The organism is Enterobacter sp. 198 (assembly GCF_009025585.1).
Taxonomy (GTDB): Bacteria; Pseudomonadota; Gammaproteobacteria; order Enterobacterales; family Enterobacteriaceae; genus Enterobacter; species Enterobacter ludwigii.
This window is the reverse complement of sequence record NZ_WCIM01000015.1, coordinates 44,092-58,699: the sequence shown is the minus strand read 5'-3', so window position 1 is coordinate 58,699 and position 14,608 is coordinate 44,092. Positions and strand designations below refer to the sequence as shown.

The window sequence follows — 14,608 nt, the reverse complement described above, 5'->3', positions numbered from 1 at the left end:
TTAAATTCCGTCGCGTTCCAGTGGGCAGCTCATGCAGCGCGCGCCGCCGCGGCCGCGTCCCAGTTCGTCACCCGGGATAGGCAGCACGGTGATACCCGCTTTGTCATATTTCTCGTTGGTCCAGACGTTACGCTCGTAGCCAATCACCACGCCCGGGCGGATGGTCAGCACGTTATTCGCGTCATTCCACTGTTCGCGTTCGGCTTCAAAGGCGTCGCCGCCGGTGGTGATCAGGCGTACCTGATTAATGCCGAGCGCTTTTTCAATGGCGTGCAGCAGATCCGTTTCCTGGGTGCGCAGCAGGCCACCGCGGCCGTCCGGGGTGAGCGTCCAGCACTGAGCGTCTTTGCGCACCACTTCCGGGTAGACGGAGAAGGTGTCCACGTCGATGTGGGTCATGACGGTATCGAGGTGCATGCAGGAGCGGTGTTTTGGCAGTTCCACAGCGATGACGCGCTCGGCCTGGCGGTGTTTGAACAGGCTATTGGCGAGGAACTCAACGCCCTGCGGCGTGGTGCGTTCAGACATGCCGATTAACACTGCGCCGCGGCCAATAACTAATACGTCGCCGCCCTCTAACGTGGCGTGGTCATAATTAATGTTCTCATCGCCGAAATACTTAATAAAATCGCCATCGGCAAATGCAGGGTGCCAGCGATATATGGCTCGGAGATTATTGGTTTCACGCTGGCGGGCTGCTTTGGCCATCGGGTTAATTGACACGCCGTTATAAATCCAGCACGAGGTATCGCGGGTAAATAAATGGTTAGGCAGTGGCTTCATAATAAAATCATTTGCCGTGTGGGTATCCACCACCATATTTTTAAAGGCCGCCGGAATTTCACCGTAGGTTAATCCGCCGCTTAATCTGCGTGCCAGTTCGCGGTGCGGCATATCTGCCAGCCAGCCGCGCACGTCGCCGGCAAAGGTTGGCCCGAGGCGATAGTCAGAGATTTGCGTCTCCAGAAGCCAGGTTTTGGCCTCCGCAATATCAAGCGCTTGCGTGAGAAGGTCGGTCAACAGCAGGACTTCCACACCCTGTTCGCGCAGGGTGTTAGCGAAGATGTCATGCTCTTCACCCGCCCGCTCAACCGAGAGCACATCATCGAATAGCAGCTCCTGGCAGTTCGATGGCGTTAAACGTTTCAGACTTAAATTTGGGCGGTGCAACATAACGCTACGCAATTGACCAATTTCAGAACCGACGTAATGCTTTTCCATAATTATTCCTTTAACTGTTTTTCAGAATAAAAAGGGCATGCGCCATGTGATGTCTTTATTTACATGGCGGCTAAGCTCAATTGATTTCGAGATTTATAGTAGGCGCTTAAATAATGAATATTGTGACGTCGCTCACGTGAGAATAGCTATTAAGGAATTTGTTTTCATTTGCATGATTCGTATCAGATAATGATTAATTTGATTATATTTGCGGGTGAATAGCTAAGCAGGATCCGTTGGCATTATTTGGAGTTGTTATTATTTTGTAGAATTTAATGTTTTGACATATTTAGTTATGATATTGATTTTAATGGTAATTGAACGGCGCGCAGAATGACTATGCACTATTATCCATTAACTATTTTTGACTTAAGAAAAATCAATAAATAATTATGGGATTTAATAGCAAATTACCAAAATGATAAAGTGTGAAGTCACAGAGAGTTTTGCTATGAAGCGTATACGATCAGTAAGTTAGCATCACGGCCTGAAAGCGGAGGGCTGAGGTTATGCATAAAGACTGCATAAATGCCTGTGAGCGATTAACAGTGGAGTAACACATTTCCCGATAAACATGCGCTCGCGCAAAACTCATCGAAAAAGCGGTGGTAGGACAGTCTGAATTCTCGTATAAAAGATTAAAATGAAACGCTGTTTTATATTGAGGGTTTATTTATGATCGCTGGCAACATCCATCATCTGCAGTCCTGGCTACCTGAAGAACTGCGTCAGGCTATCGAGTACGTCAAGGCGCACGTTACCGATGCTACCCCCTGTGGCAAACACGACATCGACGGCAACAGCCTGTTTTATCTGGTGTCTGAAGATATGACCCAGCCGTTTGCCGAGCGCCGCGCTGAGTATCACGCCCGCTATCTGGATATTCAGATAATCATGAAAGGCCAGGAGGGGATGACCTTCAGTACCCTGCCGCACGGTACGCCGGATACCGACTGGCTGGCGGATAAAGACATCGCGTTTTTGCCCGATGGCGGGCAGGAGAAAACGGTGGTGTTAAGTGAAGGTGATTTTGTGGTGTTCTATCCGGGCGAAGTGCACAAGCCGCTGTGCGCGGTGGGCGCGCCTGCGAAGGTGCGTAAAGTGGTGGTGAAAATGCTGGTGGGGTAAGCCCTGTTAGCGTAAGAGAAGGGTGAAACGTTCCCTCTTCCGGTGGGAGAGGGTGAAAGCATCAGGCCGCAGCCCGTCATTATGTGATCCAGCTTAGATTTTCCGCACTCCCTCATCGCCTCCCATTTACCTGCGCTTTTTCTGCGTCATAGTATGATCGTTAAATTAATGAACGATGTTCTATAATGTAGAACAAAATAATTCAGCAAGGAGATCTCATGCCGCAGACCGCGTTGTTCACGGGAATCATCCCCCCTGTCTCCACCATCTTTACCGCCGATGGACAGCTTGATAAACACGGCACCGCCGCGTTGATCGACGACCTGATCGCCGCAGGCGTCGATGGCCTGTTCTTTTTGGGCAGCGGCGGCGAGTTCTCCCAGCTAAACGCCGAAGAGCGTAAAACCATTGCCCGGTTTGCTATCGATCATGTCGATCGCCGGGTGCCGGTGCTGATTGGCACCGGTGGCACCAACGCCCGGGAAACCCTTGAACTGAGCCAGCATGCGCAGCAGGCCGGCGCCGACGGGATCGTGGTGATCAACCCGTACTACTGGAAAGTGTCCGAAGCGAATCTGATCCGCTATTTCGAACAGGTGGCAGACAGCGTCACGCTGCCGGTAATGCTGTATAACTTCCCGGCGCTGACCGGGCAGGATCTGACTCCGGCGCTGGTCAAAACCCTGGCCGACTCGCGGAGCAATATTGTCGGCATCAAAGACACGATCGATTCCGTCGCCCATCTGCGCAGCATGATTCACACCGTCAAATCTGCTCATCCGCACTTCACGGTGCTGTGCGGCTATGACGATCATCTGTTTAATACCCTGCTGCTGGGGGGCGATGGCGCGATCTCGGCCAGCGGTAACTTTGCTCCGCAGGTGTCAGTGAATCTGCTGAAGGCCTGGCGTGACCAGGAGGTGGCGAAGGCGGCCGAATACCACCAGATCCTGCTGCAAATACCGCAGATGTATCAGCTTGATACGCCGTTTGTGAACGTCATTAAAGAGGCGATTGTGCTGTGCGGCCGCCCGATCTCCACGTACGTGCTGCCGCCCGCGTCGCCACTGGATGAACCGCGTAAGGCGCAGCTGAAAACCCTGTTGCAACAGCTCAAGCTCTGCTGAGCCGGAAGACGACGATGACCATTGAGAAAATTTTTACCCCACAGGACGATGCGTTTTATGCCGTCATCACCCATGCGGCCGGGCCGCAGGGGGCGCTGCCGCTGACCCCGCAAATGCTGATGGAATCCCCCAGCGGTAACCTGTTTGGCATGACGCAAAACGCCGGTATGGGCTGGGACGCCAACAAGCTGACCGGCAAAGAGGTGCTAATTATCGGTACGCAGGGGGGCATTCGCGCCGGGGACGGGCGACCTGTTGCGCTGGGCTACCACACCGGGCACTGGGAGATTGGCATGCAGATGCAGGCGGCGGCGAAGGAGATCACCCGTAATGGTGGGATCCCGTTTGCGGCCTTCGTCAGCGATCCGTGCGACGGACGCTCTCAGGGCACCCACGGCATGTTCGACTCCCTGCCGTACCGTAATGACGCGGCGATCGTGTTTCGTCGTCTGATCCGCTCCCTGCCGACGCGGCGCGCGGTGATCGGTGTGGCAACCTGCGATAAAGGGCTGCCCGCGACCATGATTGCGCTGGCCTCCATGCATGATCTGCCGACCATTCTGGTGCCGGGTGGGGCGACGCTGCCGCCGACCGTGGGGGAAGATGCCGGAAAAGTGCAGACCATTGGTGCGCGTTTCGCTAACCATGAGCTGTCGCTGCAGGAGGCTGCCGAGCTGGGGTGCCGCGCCTGTGCATCACCCGGTGGCGGCTGTCAGTTTCTCGGCACCGCGGGAACGTCACAGGTGGTGGCCGAAGCGCTGGGTCTGGCGCTGCCGCACTCCGCGCTCGCCCCGTCCGGGCAGGCCGTGTGGCTGGAGATTGCCCGTCAGTCTGCGCGGGCGGTGAGCGAGCTGGATAACCGTGGGATCACGACCCGCGATATCCTGACCGACAAAGCCATTGAAAACGCCATGGTGCTTCACGCGGCGTTTGGCGGCTCCACCAACCTGCTGCTGCACATCCCGGCGATTGCCCATGCGGCGGGCTGCACCATTCCGGATGTGGCGCACTGGACGCGCATCAACCGTAAGGTTCCGCGTCTGGTGAGCGTGCTGCCAAACGGCCCGGACTACCACCCGACGGTGCGTGCTTTCCTGGCGGGCGGCGTGCCGGAGGTTATGCTCCATTTGCGCAAGCTGGGGCTGCTGCATGAAGATGCCATGACCGTTACCGGCCAGACGGTCGGGGAGAACCTCGACTGGTGGGAAAACTCAGCGCGTCGGGCGCGTTTTCGTCAGTGCCTGCGCGAGCAGGACGGCGTCGATCCGGATGACGTGATCCTGCCGCCTGAACGCGCCCACGCGAAAGGCCTGACCTCGACGGTCTGCTTCCCGACCGGCAATATCGCGCCCGAAGGGTCGGTGATCAAAGCCACGGCCATCGACCCGTCTGTTGTGGATGACGATGGCGTTTACCGCCATACCGGACGGGTGCGGGTGTTTGTCTCTGAAGCGCAGGCTATTAAGGCCATCAAGCAGGAGGCGATCCAGCAGGGCGATATTATGGTGGTGATTGGCGGAGGCCCGTCCGGCACCGGCATGGAAGAGACCTACCAGCTGACTTCCGCGCTAAAACATATCTCGTGGGGCAAGACGGTATCGTTGATCACCGATGCGCGCTTCTCGGGGGTATCAACCGGGGCGTGCTTCGGCCATGTGTCGCCGGAAGCGCTGGCAGGTGGCCCCATCGGCAAGCTGCGCGACAACGATATCATTGAGATCAGCGTCGACCGCCTGTCCTTAACGGGCAGCGTTAACTTTATCGGCACGGCGGAACAGCCGCTGAGGCCGGAAGAGGGGGCGCGCGTGCTGGCGTCGCGTCCGGTGCATCCTGACCTGCACGCCCACGCATTTTTGCCGGACGATACCCGCCTGTGGGCGGCTCTGCAGTCGGTGAGCGGCGGCACCTGGAAAGGGTGTATTTATGACACCGATAAAATCATCGAGGTAATTAACGCCGGTAAAAAAGCGCTCGGTCTTTAATTATATTTCTGGCTCTTGTCGTCTACGGAAAATATTCCGTGGACGGCTTTTGCATGTCTGTTTTTTATTATTGCGTAAATAATCTAATTACATGAAAAGAAAGGTCTTTAAATGATATCAGGATGTCGAGTGGCGTCACAAAAGCAAAATATCATAATTCAGAAATAAGATATGACCATTGTCGGTTAATTGAACACTTAATTACACTCTATTAACACGATGTTGTGAATTCAGCACACGAAATAAGGGTGTATTCCTGATGATGCACCGGGCATTTATTTGCCTGAATCAGGACCCTGGCGTTTGCACTGTTCCACGTACTGCCGTTGGGGGTAATGATGCAATTAACCATGAAAGATAAAATTGGCTACGGGCTGGGTGACACCGCCTGCGGCTTTGTCTGGCAGGCCACCATGTTCCTGCTGGCCTATTTCTATACCGACGTGTTTGGCCTGTCGGCGGGCATTATGGGGACGCTGTTTTTAGTTTCCCGCGTGCTGGATGCCGTCACCGATCCGCTGATGGGGCTGCTGGTTGACCGCACACGCACGCGTCACGGCCAGTTCCGTCCGTTCCTGCTGTGGGGCGCGATCCCGTTTGGGATTGTCTGCGTGTTGACCTTCTACACGCCGGACTTCTCCGCGCAGGGTAAAATCATCTACGCCTGCATAACCTACATTCTGCTGACCCTGGTTTACACCTTCGTTAACGTCCCTTACTGCGCCATGCCGGGCGTCATCACCGCTGACCCGAAAGAGCGCCACGCGCTGCAGTCCTGGCGCTTTTTCCTCGCGGCGGCGGGATCGCTGGCCATCAGTGGCATTGCGCTGCCGCTGGTGAGCATCATTGGTAAAGGCGATGAGCAGGTCGGCTATTTCGGCGCCATGTGCGTGCTGGGGCTGAGCGGCGTGGTGCTGCTCTACGTCTGCTTCTTCACCACCAAAGAGCGCTACACCTTTGAGGTGCAGCCGGGGTCGTCGGTGTCGAAAGACCTCAAGCTTCTGTTCGGCAATACCCAGTGGCGCATTATGTGTGCGTTCAAGATGATGGCGACCTGCTCCAACGTGGTCCGCGGCGGGGCGACGCTCTACTTCGTGAAATACGTCATGGATCACCCGGAGATGGCGACGCAGTTTCTGCTTTACGGCAGCCTCGCCACCATGTTTGGTTCGCTCTGCTCATCCCGCCTGCTGGGGCGCTTTGACCGGGTGACCGCCTTCAAGTGGATAATCGTGGCCTACTCCCTGATCAGCCTGCTGATTTTCTTCATCCCGGCCGAACATATCGCCCTGATTTTCGCCCTTAACATTCTGTTCCTGTTCGTCTTTAACACCACCACGCCTCTGCAGTGGCTGATGGCCTCTGACGTGGTGGATTACGAGGAGAGCCGCAGTGGACGCCGCCTCGACGGGCTGGTGTTCTCCACCTACCTGTTCAGCCTGAAGATCGGTCTGGCGATTGGCGGCGCGGTGGTGGGCTGGATCCTGGCGTATGTGAACTACTCCGCCAGCAGCAGCGTGCAGCCGGTCGAAGTGCTGACCACCATTAAAATTCTGTTCTGCGTGGTGCCGGTGGTGCTCTACGTGGGCATGTTCATCATGCTGTCGTTCTACAAACTCACCGACGCCCGCGTGGCGGCCATCAGCCAGCAGCTGATTAAGCACCGTGCAACGCAGGGTGACGCCGTGCCCGACGCTGCGACAGCCGCATCCCATTAACAGGAGGCAACATGACAACGATAACAAACCCGATCCTCACCGGCTTCAACCCGGACCCGTCCCTGTGCCGTCAGGGGGAGGATTACTACATCGCCACCTCGACGTTTGAATGGTTTCCGGGCGTGCGCATCTACCACTCCCGCGACATGAAGAACTGGTCGCTGGTCAGCACGCCGCTGGACAGGGTGTCGATGCTGGACATGAAGGGCAACCCGGACTCCGGCGGCATCTGGGCGCCGTGCCTGAGCTACGCCGATGGCCAATTCTGGCTACTGTACACCGACGTGAAAATTGTCGATTCGCCGTGGAAAAATGGCCGTAACTTCCTCGTCACTGCGCCCTCCATCGAGGGGCCGTGGAGCGAACCAATCCCGATGGGCAACGGAGGGTTTGACCCGTCGCTGTTCCACGACGACGATGGCCGCAAATACTATCTCTACCGGCCGTGGGGGCCGCGCCATCACAGCAACCCGCATAACACCATCGTGATGCAGGAGTTTGACCCGCAGACCGGCACCCTTTCGCCCGAGCGCAAAACCCTGTTTACCGGCACGCCGCTCTGCTACACCGAAGGGGCGCACCTTTATCGTAAAGAGGGCTGGTACTACCTGATGGTCGCCGAAGGTGGCACCAGCTATGAACACGCGGTGGTGGTGCTGCGCTCAAAAACGCTCGACGGGCCGTACGAGCTGCATCCGGACGTGACGATGATGACCAGCTGGCATCTGCCGGAGAACCCGCTGCAGAAGAGCGGCCACGGCTCGCTGCTGCAGACCCACACCGGGGAGTGGTATATGGCCTACCTCACCAGCCGACCGCTGCGCCTGCCGGGCATACCGCTGCTGGCCTCGGGCGGGCGCGGCTACTGCCCGCTGGGACGCGAGACCGGCATTGCGCGCATCGAATGGCGCGACGGCTGGCCGTACGTTGACGGCGGCAAACACGCGCAGCTGACCGTCCCCGGCCCGCAGATAGCGGAGCAGCCCGCCGCCTCCCGGGACCGCTGGCGGGAGGATTTCGACGGCAGCACGCTTGACCCGGAGCTGCAGACCCTGCGCATTCCGTTCGACGACACCCTCGGCTCGCTCAGCGTGCGCCCGGGGTATTTGCGGCTTTACGGCAACGACTCGCTTAACTCGACCTTTACCCAGTCGACCGTGGCACGCCGCTGGCAGCACTTCGCCTTCCGGGCAGAGACGCGCATGCAGTTCTCGCCGGTTCACTTCCAGCAGAGCGCCGGGCTGACCTGCTACTACAACAGTAAAAACTGGAGCTACTGCTTTGTGGACTACGACGAGGGGCAGGGCAGAACGATCAAAGTGATCCAGCTTGACCACAACGTGCCGTCGTGGCCGCTGCATGAACAGCCGATCCCGGTACCGGACAGCGCAGAGAGCATCTGGTTACGGGTTGACGTCGACACCCTGGTTTACCGTTACAGCTACTCGTTTGACGGTGAGACGTGGCACACCGTGCCGGTGACGTATGAAGCGTGGAAACTGTCGGATGACTACATCGGTGGGCGCGGCTTCTTTACCGGCGCGTTTGTCGGCCTGCACTGCGAAGACATCAGCGGTGACGGCTGCCACGCTGACTTTGATTACTTCACCTACGAACCGCTCACGAAATAGCGGCTCAGGCCGGGTAACCCAGCGCGCGTGAGAGCTGGAGCCCGGCCTGCTGAAGCTGCTCGCGGAAGCTGGCCAGTTCGGCGTCATCCACCCGCGACGTCAGCGTCGACAGACTCAGGGCGGCAATCACGCGGGATTCATGGTTCCACACCGGTACCGCCACGCAGCGCACGCCCTGCTCGTTCTCTTCGCGGTCGAAGGCGTAACCCTGCTCGCGGGTCTTGGCGAGGGCCTCCAGCAACGCGTCGCGGGAGGCAAGGGTGGAAGGGGTATAGGTGGTGTACTGATAGCCCTCAAGCAGGGCGTTCAGCTCGGCCTCGCCAAGCCAGGCAATCAACACCTTGCCGATGGCGGTGGCGTGAACCGGCAGCCGACGACCAATGCGTGAATAGGCGATAGCCGCCAGCTTGCCTTCAATCTTCTCGATATAAACGCCTTCACGGCCGTCCAGGATCCCCAGATGGGTGGTCTGCCCGGTACGCTGCGACAGCTCCGTCAGCCAGCCTTTGGCCTTCTGACGTATATCGATTGAGCCCACCACAAAATGGCCGCGCTCCACCAGCTTCATGCCGAGGCGATATTTACCGTTTTCCGGGTTCTGATCGATATAGCCGTGAAGCTGCAGGGTTTTCAGCAGCGAGTGGAGGGTACTTTTGCTCAGCCCCATCAGTTTGCTGATGTCGGTGATCTTAAGCTCGGTGGCCTGCTCGTTAAACAGGTCGAGGATCTGCAACGCACGTTCAACAGACTGAATAATCGGCATAATGCTGGTATGTCCACGCAGGAATTAAGGCGAAAACGTACCTTTTTCAGGCGGAAAAATCAATGAAGTGGCGCCGGTTTACGCCCTCTCCCGGTGGAAGAGGGCCGGGGGGAGGGCACAAGACTACAGAGGATCACTCCCCAAGCGTCGCCACCATCACCGCCTTAATGGTATGCATCCGGTTTTCCGCCTGGTCAAACACAATGCTCGCCGCCGATTCAAACACCCCGTCCGTCACTTCCATCCCGCCGTGCAGATCGAACTCTTTCGCCATCTGCTTACCCAGCGTGGTCTGGTCGTCATGGAATGCCGGCAGACAGTGCAGGAACTTCACGTCCGGGTTACCGGTCAGCGCCATCATCTGCGCGTTCACCTGATACCCGCGCAGCAGGGCAATCCGCTCGGCCCACTTCTCTTTGGCCTCGCCCATCGACACCCACACATCGGTATAGATGAAGTCCGCCCCTTTCACGCCGGCCGCTACCTCTTCCGTCAGGGTGATCTTCCCGCCATTCTTCTCCGCCAGCGCGCTGCACTCCGCCACCAGGCGCTCTTCCGGCCAGCAGGCTTTCGGTGCCACGAGACGCAGATCCAGCCCGGTTAACGCTGCCGCTTCCAGCATCGAGTTACCCATGTTGTTACGCGCATCGCCCGCATAAACCAGCGTCATCTCGTTAAACGCTTTGCCCGGCAGGTGCTCCTGCATGGTCAGCAGATCCGCCAGCAGCTGCGTCGGGTGGAACTCGTTGGTCAGCCCGTTCCACACCGGCACGCCTGCATACTGCGCCAGCGTTTCGACCACGTCCTGGCCGTGACCGCGATACTGAATGCCATCGTACATCCGCCCGAGTACCCGCGCGGTGTCCTTAATTGATTCTTTATGCCCAATCTGGCTGCCGCTAGGCCCTAAATACGTGACGCGCGCGCCCTGGTCAAATGCGGCAACTTCGAAAGAGCATCGTGTACGGGTTGAGTCTTTTTCGAAGATGAGCGCGATGTTTTTGCCAGTAAGCTTTTGTACTTCCTTACCCTTTTTTTTATCGGCTTTAAGCTGAGCGGCAAGGGTCAGCAGGGAATTGAGCTGTGCAGGGGTAAAATCGAGCAATTTCAGAAAGTGTTTCTTGTACAGATCAGACATTTTATCCTCACATGGCAAACGCCACTTATTGAATTAAAATTCACTTTATATGTCTAATTATTCATTTGCAACCCCGTTTCACAAATCTTTCCAACAAAGGTGGAGGCAAACCCGTCCGTGTGTGAAAATAGAAGTATCTGCCGCACTTTAAAGAGGAATGAGCCATGGCAAACCCGGAACACCTGGAAGAGCAACGCGAAGAGACGCGCCTGATTATCGAAGAACTGCTGGAAGACGGTAGCGATCCGGACGCGCTGTACACCATCGAGCACCATTTCTCTGCTGACGATTTCGACGCGCTGGAAAAACTGGCGGTAGAAGCTTTCAAACTGGGTTACGAAGTGACCGAGCCGGAAGAGCTGGAAGTGGAAGAGGGCGACACCGTCATCTGCTGCGATATTCTGAGCGAAGGCGCGCTGAAAGCAGAGCTGATCGACGCTCAGGTTGAACAGCTGATGAACCTGGCCGAGAAGTTTGAAGTGGAATACGACGGCTGGGGAACCTACTTCGAAGATCCGAACGGTGAAGACGGCGAAGAAGGCGACGACGAAGATTTCATCGACGAAGACGACGACGGCGTGCGTCACTAAGCGTTTCAGGCGGTGGCGCGTGCCACCGCTTTTTCAAGGCAGAACCATGGATTACCCGCAGATACTCGCCCCCGTTCTTAACTTCCTCCAGTGCCCGACCCCGCCAGCATGGATTGATCACGCCCGCGACCCGGCAAACCTGCCGCTGTTGCTCACCGACCACATGGTGTGCGAGCTCAAGGCCGCCCAGACCGCGCTGCTGCTGGTGCGCAAATACGTCGCCGATGAAAGCGGTGCCGACGCGCTGCTCGACTGGCTCAGACCCTACGAAGCGTTCACCTTCCGCGAAGGCCCGGAACCGGATTTTGTGGCCCTGCACAAGCAGATTGGCAAAAGCGTCATGCCAAAAACCGACGATCCGTGGGGCCAGGCGCTTATCGACAGCATGGTGCTGCTGATCAAAGAAGAGCTGCATCACTTCTGGCAGGTGCGCGAGGCGATGCTGGCGCGCGACATTCCGTACGTCAAAATCACCGCCAGCCGCTACGCCAAAGGGATGCTGAAAGCGGTGCGCACGCACGAACCGCTGACGCTTATCGACAAGCTCATCTGCGGTGCCTACATCGAAGCCCGCTCCTGCGAGCGTTTCGCCGCGCTGGCCCCGTTCCTCGACGAAGACCTGCAGAAGTTCTATCTCTCGCTGCTGCGCTCGGAAGCGCGCCACTATCAGGACTACCTGACGCTTGCCCAACAGGTGAGCGACGACGATATCTCACCGCGCATACAGCTTTTTGGCGAAATTGAAGCCACACTTATCTCGACACCGGACCACGAGTTTCGCTTTCACAGCGGCGTGCCGGTGTAAACCGGCATAGCGAAAAGAAAAGGATGCGAGATGAATAAAACGTGGATCCGTATAGTCGTGGTGACTCTCCTGGCCGCCGTCGTGGCGTTCTGGGTCTACTTCGACAAACAACGCCAGCACACCCCCGAACAGCAGCTTGATACCACCCTCAACGCAATGCCCGCCTGGCAGGTGATTAAAGAGCAGGAGCCTGTGCTTCATCAGCGCATTCTTGACCAGATGGCGGCCCTGCAAAAAGCCGGCGAGCCGGAACAGAAGATTATCGACACCATCCAGCCGCAGATCCTGCATCTGCAGATGTCGCGTCTGCAAAACGCGCCGGACGCTAACGTGGTGAACTATATGACGATCAACATGGAGCAGACCGCCGCCATCCAGAAGGTGAGCGACGACGCCTGTTTCCGTTTCCTCTACCCGGCGGTAAAAGGGGGCGTCAACCCGATGCGCATGCTGGATAAAGACCTGATGACGCGGCGCATGCAGGCCGACGCCGACATGATGCGCGCGGCCTATGGCAAAAATCGCCATACCGTGACCCCGGAAGAACGCGAAGCCGCGGTGACGGATGTCCGCCCGATTATGAAAACGCTGGCCGACAAATACGGCGAGGACATCCAGCTGCTGCAGATGCCGGAGAAGGCGGTGGGCAAAGAGAAGCTCTCCTGCGACATGGTGCAGGAGATGTGGGCGAAGGTGCTGGCGCTGCCAGAGCAGAAGGCGGCAGGCGTGATTCGACTGGCGGTTTCCGAGGTAGAATGACAGGGCGCTGGTTTTTTGGGCACTTAGCGTAGGTTTAGCGCGTCGCCGCTTGCATGGCGGCGCGCGACAGGTATAATCCACAACGTTTCCGCATCCCCTTCAGTGCCGAAGTGGCGAAATCGGTAGACGCAGTTGATTCAAAATCAACCGTAGAAATACGTGCCGGTTCGAGTCCGGCCTTCGGCACCATCGGAACATCAATAGACGTCAACGGACGTCTTTTTTTGTGCCTGAAATCCAGTATCCGCAAGGCTTTCCTCGCTTTTTCACTCAACCTAAGTCAACCTGATTCAATCTACATCAACTTACTGATGCGGGTACAACTGCGGGTATATACCGGTTCGATTATGCTTGTACCCACACAGAACCCTTGAAAGGATACTCATCATGGCTCTGAGTGATGTGAAGGTTCGTTCGGCTAAGCCTGAAGTAAAAGCCTATAAGCTAACTGACGGCGACGGCATGATATTGCTGGTTCACCCGAACGGCTCCAAATACTGGCGGCTTCGCTATCGCTTCGGCGGCAAAGAGAAAATGCTGGCATTGGGAAAATATCCTGAAGTTTCGCTTGCGGATGCCAGGGCACGCCGGGATGAGGCCCGTAAGCTATTAGCTAATGGTGTTGATCCCAGTGAGAACAAGAAAGCCGTTAAGGTAGAGCAGGAGCAAGAGGCGATAACGTTTGAAGTGGTCGCCAGAGACTGGCATGCCAGCAACCAGAAATGGTCGGCATCGCATAGCGCTCGTGTATTGAAGAGCCTAGAGGATAATCTCTTTGCTGCCATTGGTAAGCGGAATATTGCGGAACTGAAGACTCGGGATCTGCTTGTACCCATCAAAGCGGTGGAGTCATCCGGACGACTCGAAGTTGCGGCTCGTTTGCAACAGCGAACTACTGCGATTATGCGGTTTGCCGTTCAGAGCGGCTTAATCGACTACAACCCCGCGCAAGAGATTGCTGGTGCGGTTGCTACGGTTAAAAGAAAGCACCGTGCGGCTCTGGATCTTGAACGTATTCCCGAATTACTTCACCGCATAGATCACTATTCTGGCAGACCCTTAACTCGATTGGCTGCTGAACTCACTTTGTTGGTCTTCATCCGTTCAAGTGAGCTGCGTTTTGCCCGTTGGTCAGAAGTAGACTTTGAAACGGCCATGTGGACGATCCCCGGTGAGCGTGAGCCACTGGAAGGAGTCAAGCATTCTCAGCGCGGTTCGAAGATGCGTACTCCACATCTTGTTCCCTTGTCGCGCCAGGCGCTGGCCATTCTGGAAAAGATCAGAAGTATGAGTGGGAACCGTGACCTGATCTTCGTAGGAGATCACGATCCGCGTAAACCCATGAGTGAGAACACGGTGAACAAGGCTCTACGAGTGATGGGCTATGACACGAAAACGGAAATTTGTGGGCATGGATTCAGGACTATGGCGTGTAGTTCACTTATTGAATCAGGATTGTGGTCGAGGGATGCGGTGGAGAGGCAGATGAGCCATCAGGAGCGTAGCTCTGTTCGGGCAGCTTACATCCATAAGGCGGAGCATTTGGGAGAGAGGAGGCTGATGCTACAGTGGTGGGCGGATTATCTGGATGCCAATCGGGAGAGGGGGGTTAGTCCGTTTGACTTCGGGAAACAGTTTCTAAGATAAAAATAATTGTTAAATAGATGTGGATCATTTAACAATGCGGGCGGATCAGAATTCGCCATGAAGAAACGAAATAATTCTGGTACTAGAATTGCAAAACTC

Annotated in this window: 13 protein-coding genes and 1 tRNA gene; 10 read left to right on the top strand and 4 right to left on the bottom strand. The window is 56.6% G+C overall.

The genetic code is table 11. The features are described from left to right. Positions 1-1,221: an arginine deiminase gene (gene arcA, locus F8561_RS07105; RefSeq protein WP_151887289.1), complete on the bottom strand. Its 1,221-nt coding sequence runs from the start codon at positions 1,219-1,221 to the stop codon at positions 1-3. 675 nt (positions 1,222-1,896) lie between these two features. Between arcA and F8561_RS07100 the strand changes: the two genes are divergently transcribed. The 5 genes from F8561_RS07100 (at position 1,897) to F8561_RS07080 (ending at position 8,807) form a co-directional block, all read left to right on the top strand. Then, entirely contained in the window at positions 1,897-2,349 is a 453-nt protein-coding gene (locus tag F8561_RS07100) for a YhcH/YjgK/YiaL family protein (RefSeq protein WP_151887288.1), read from the top strand. Positions 2,350-2,567: 218 nt separating this feature from the next. Continuing rightward, entirely contained in the window at positions 2,568-3,476 is a 909-nt protein-coding gene (yagE, locus tag F8561_RS07095) for a 2-keto-3-deoxygluconate aldolase (RefSeq protein WP_032681837.1), read from the top strand. Between the two features lie 14 nt (positions 3,477-3,490). Further along, the gene (gene yagF / locus F8561_RS07090; RefSeq protein WP_063925713.1) at positions 3,491-5,458 is read left to right on the top strand and encodes a xylonate dehydratase YagF; all 1,968 of its coding nucleotides are present in this window, start codon (positions 3,491-3,493) and stop codon (positions 5,456-5,458) included. Positions 5,459-5,793: 335 nt separating this feature from the next. Next, complete coding sequence (locus tag F8561_RS07085) at positions 5,794-7,176, top strand: MFS transporter (RefSeq protein ID WP_072126504.1); 1,383 nt, start codon at positions 5,794-5,796, stop codon at positions 7,174-7,176. A gap of 11 nt (positions 7,177-7,187) precedes the next feature. Beyond that, entirely contained in the window at positions 7,188-8,807 is a 1,620-nt protein-coding gene (locus F8561_RS07080) for a glycoside hydrolase family 43 protein (RefSeq protein WP_151887287.1), read from the top strand. 4 nt (positions 8,808-8,811) lie between these two features. Here F8561_RS07080 and xynR read toward each other — a convergent pair whose 3' ends face one another. From xynR to argL, 3 genes are all read right to left on the bottom strand, one after another. Further along, on the bottom strand, positions 8,812-9,570 hold the full coding sequence (gene xynR / locus F8561_RS07075; RefSeq protein ID WP_025205733.1) for a DNA-binding transcriptional repressor XynR: 759 nt from the start codon (positions 9,568-9,570) through the stop codon (positions 8,812-8,814). A gap of 133 nt (positions 9,571-9,703) precedes the next feature. Continuing rightward, positions 9,704-10,708 carry an ornithine carbamoyltransferase gene (gene argF, locus F8561_RS07070; RefSeq protein WP_049023681.1) on the bottom strand — a complete coding sequence of 335 codons (1,005 nt, stop codon included), beginning with the start codon at positions 10,706-10,708 and terminating at the stop codon, positions 9,704-9,706. After that, positions 10,678-10,752, bottom strand: a complete 75-nt coding sequence (gene argL / locus F8561_RS24335) for a putative translational regulatory protein ArgL (protein ID WP_223399268.1) — start codon at positions 10,750-10,752, stop codon at positions 10,678-10,680. The genes argF and argL overlap by 31 nt, the downstream gene beginning before the upstream one ends. Before the next feature lie 120 nt (positions 10,753-10,872). Here argL and rraB point away from each other — a divergent pair, with 120 nt between their 5' ends. The 5 genes from rraB to F8561_RS07045 all read left to right on the top strand — a co-directional run bounded on the left by rraB (position 10,873) and on the right by F8561_RS07045 (position 14,509). Next, positions 10,873-11,298, top strand: coding sequence for a ribonuclease E inhibitor RraB (gene rraB, locus F8561_RS07065; RefSeq protein ID WP_014168417.1), 426 nt, complete (start codon positions 10,873-10,875; stop codon positions 11,296-11,298). Positions 11,299-11,344: 46 nt separating this feature from the next. Further along, on the top strand, positions 11,345-12,103 hold the full coding sequence (gene miaE / locus F8561_RS07060) for a tRNA isopentenyl-2-thiomethyl-A-37 hydroxylase MiaE (protein ID WP_151887286.1): 759 nt from the start codon (positions 11,345-11,347) through the stop codon (positions 12,101-12,103). A 30-nt stretch (positions 12,104-12,133) separates the two neighbouring features. Then, positions 12,134-12,862, top strand: coding sequence for a hypothetical protein (locus F8561_RS07055; protein WP_020885380.1), 729 nt, complete (start codon positions 12,134-12,136; stop codon positions 12,860-12,862). 104 nt (positions 12,863-12,966) lie between these two features. Continuing rightward, positions 12,967-13,051: transfer RNA gene (locus F8561_RS07050), tRNA-Leu, on the top strand. A gap of 198 nt (positions 13,052-13,249) precedes the next feature. Continuing rightward, positions 13,250-14,509, top strand: coding sequence for a tyrosine-type recombinase/integrase (locus F8561_RS07045; RefSeq protein ID WP_151887285.1), 1,260 nt, complete (start codon positions 13,250-13,252; stop codon positions 14,507-14,509). Positions 14,510-14,608: the final 99 nt, after the last annotated feature.

Excerpts from the sequence above, each read along its gene's own strand:
- F8561_RS07045 (WP_151887285.1), top strand. The coding sequence starts at position 13,250 with ATGGCTCTGAGTGATGTGAAGGTTCGTTCGGCTAAGCCTGAAGTAAAA.
- yagF (WP_063925713.1), top strand. The coding sequence starts at position 3,491 with ATGACCATTGAGAAAATTTTTACCCCACAGGACGATGCGTTTTATGCC.
- F8561_RS07100 (WP_151887288.1), top strand. The coding sequence starts at position 1,897 with ATGATCGCTGGCAACATCCATCATCTGCAGTCCTGGCTACCTGAAGAA.
- xynR (WP_025205733.1), bottom strand. The coding sequence starts at position 9,570 with ATGCCGATTATTCAGTCTGTTGAACGTGCGTTGCAGATCCTCGACCTG.
- argF (WP_049023681.1), bottom strand. The coding sequence starts at position 10,708 with ATGTCTGATCTGTACAAGAAACACTTTCTGAAATTGCTCGATTTTACC.
- yagE (WP_032681837.1), top strand. The coding sequence starts at position 2,568 with ATGCCGCAGACCGCGTTGTTCACGGGAATCATCCCCCCTGTCTCCACC.
- F8561_RS07080 (WP_151887287.1), top strand. The coding sequence starts at position 7,188 with ATGACAACGATAACAAACCCGATCCTCACCGGCTTCAACCCGGACCCG.
- miaE (WP_151887286.1), top strand. The coding sequence starts at position 11,345 with ATGGATTACCCGCAGATACTCGCCCCCGTTCTTAACTTCCTCCAGTGC.
- F8561_RS07055 (WP_020885380.1), top strand. The coding sequence starts at position 12,134 with ATGAATAAAACGTGGATCCGTATAGTCGTGGTGACTCTCCTGGCCGCC.
- F8561_RS07085 (WP_072126504.1), top strand. The coding sequence starts at position 5,794 with ATGATGCAATTAACCATGAAAGATAAAATTGGCTACGGGCTGGGTGAC.
- arcA (WP_151887289.1), bottom strand. The coding sequence starts at position 1,221 with ATGGAAAAGCATTACGTCGGTTCTGAAATTGGTCAATTGCGTAGCGTT.
- rraB (WP_014168417.1), top strand. The coding sequence starts at position 10,873 with ATGGCAAACCCGGAACACCTGGAAGAGCAACGCGAAGAGACGCGCCTG.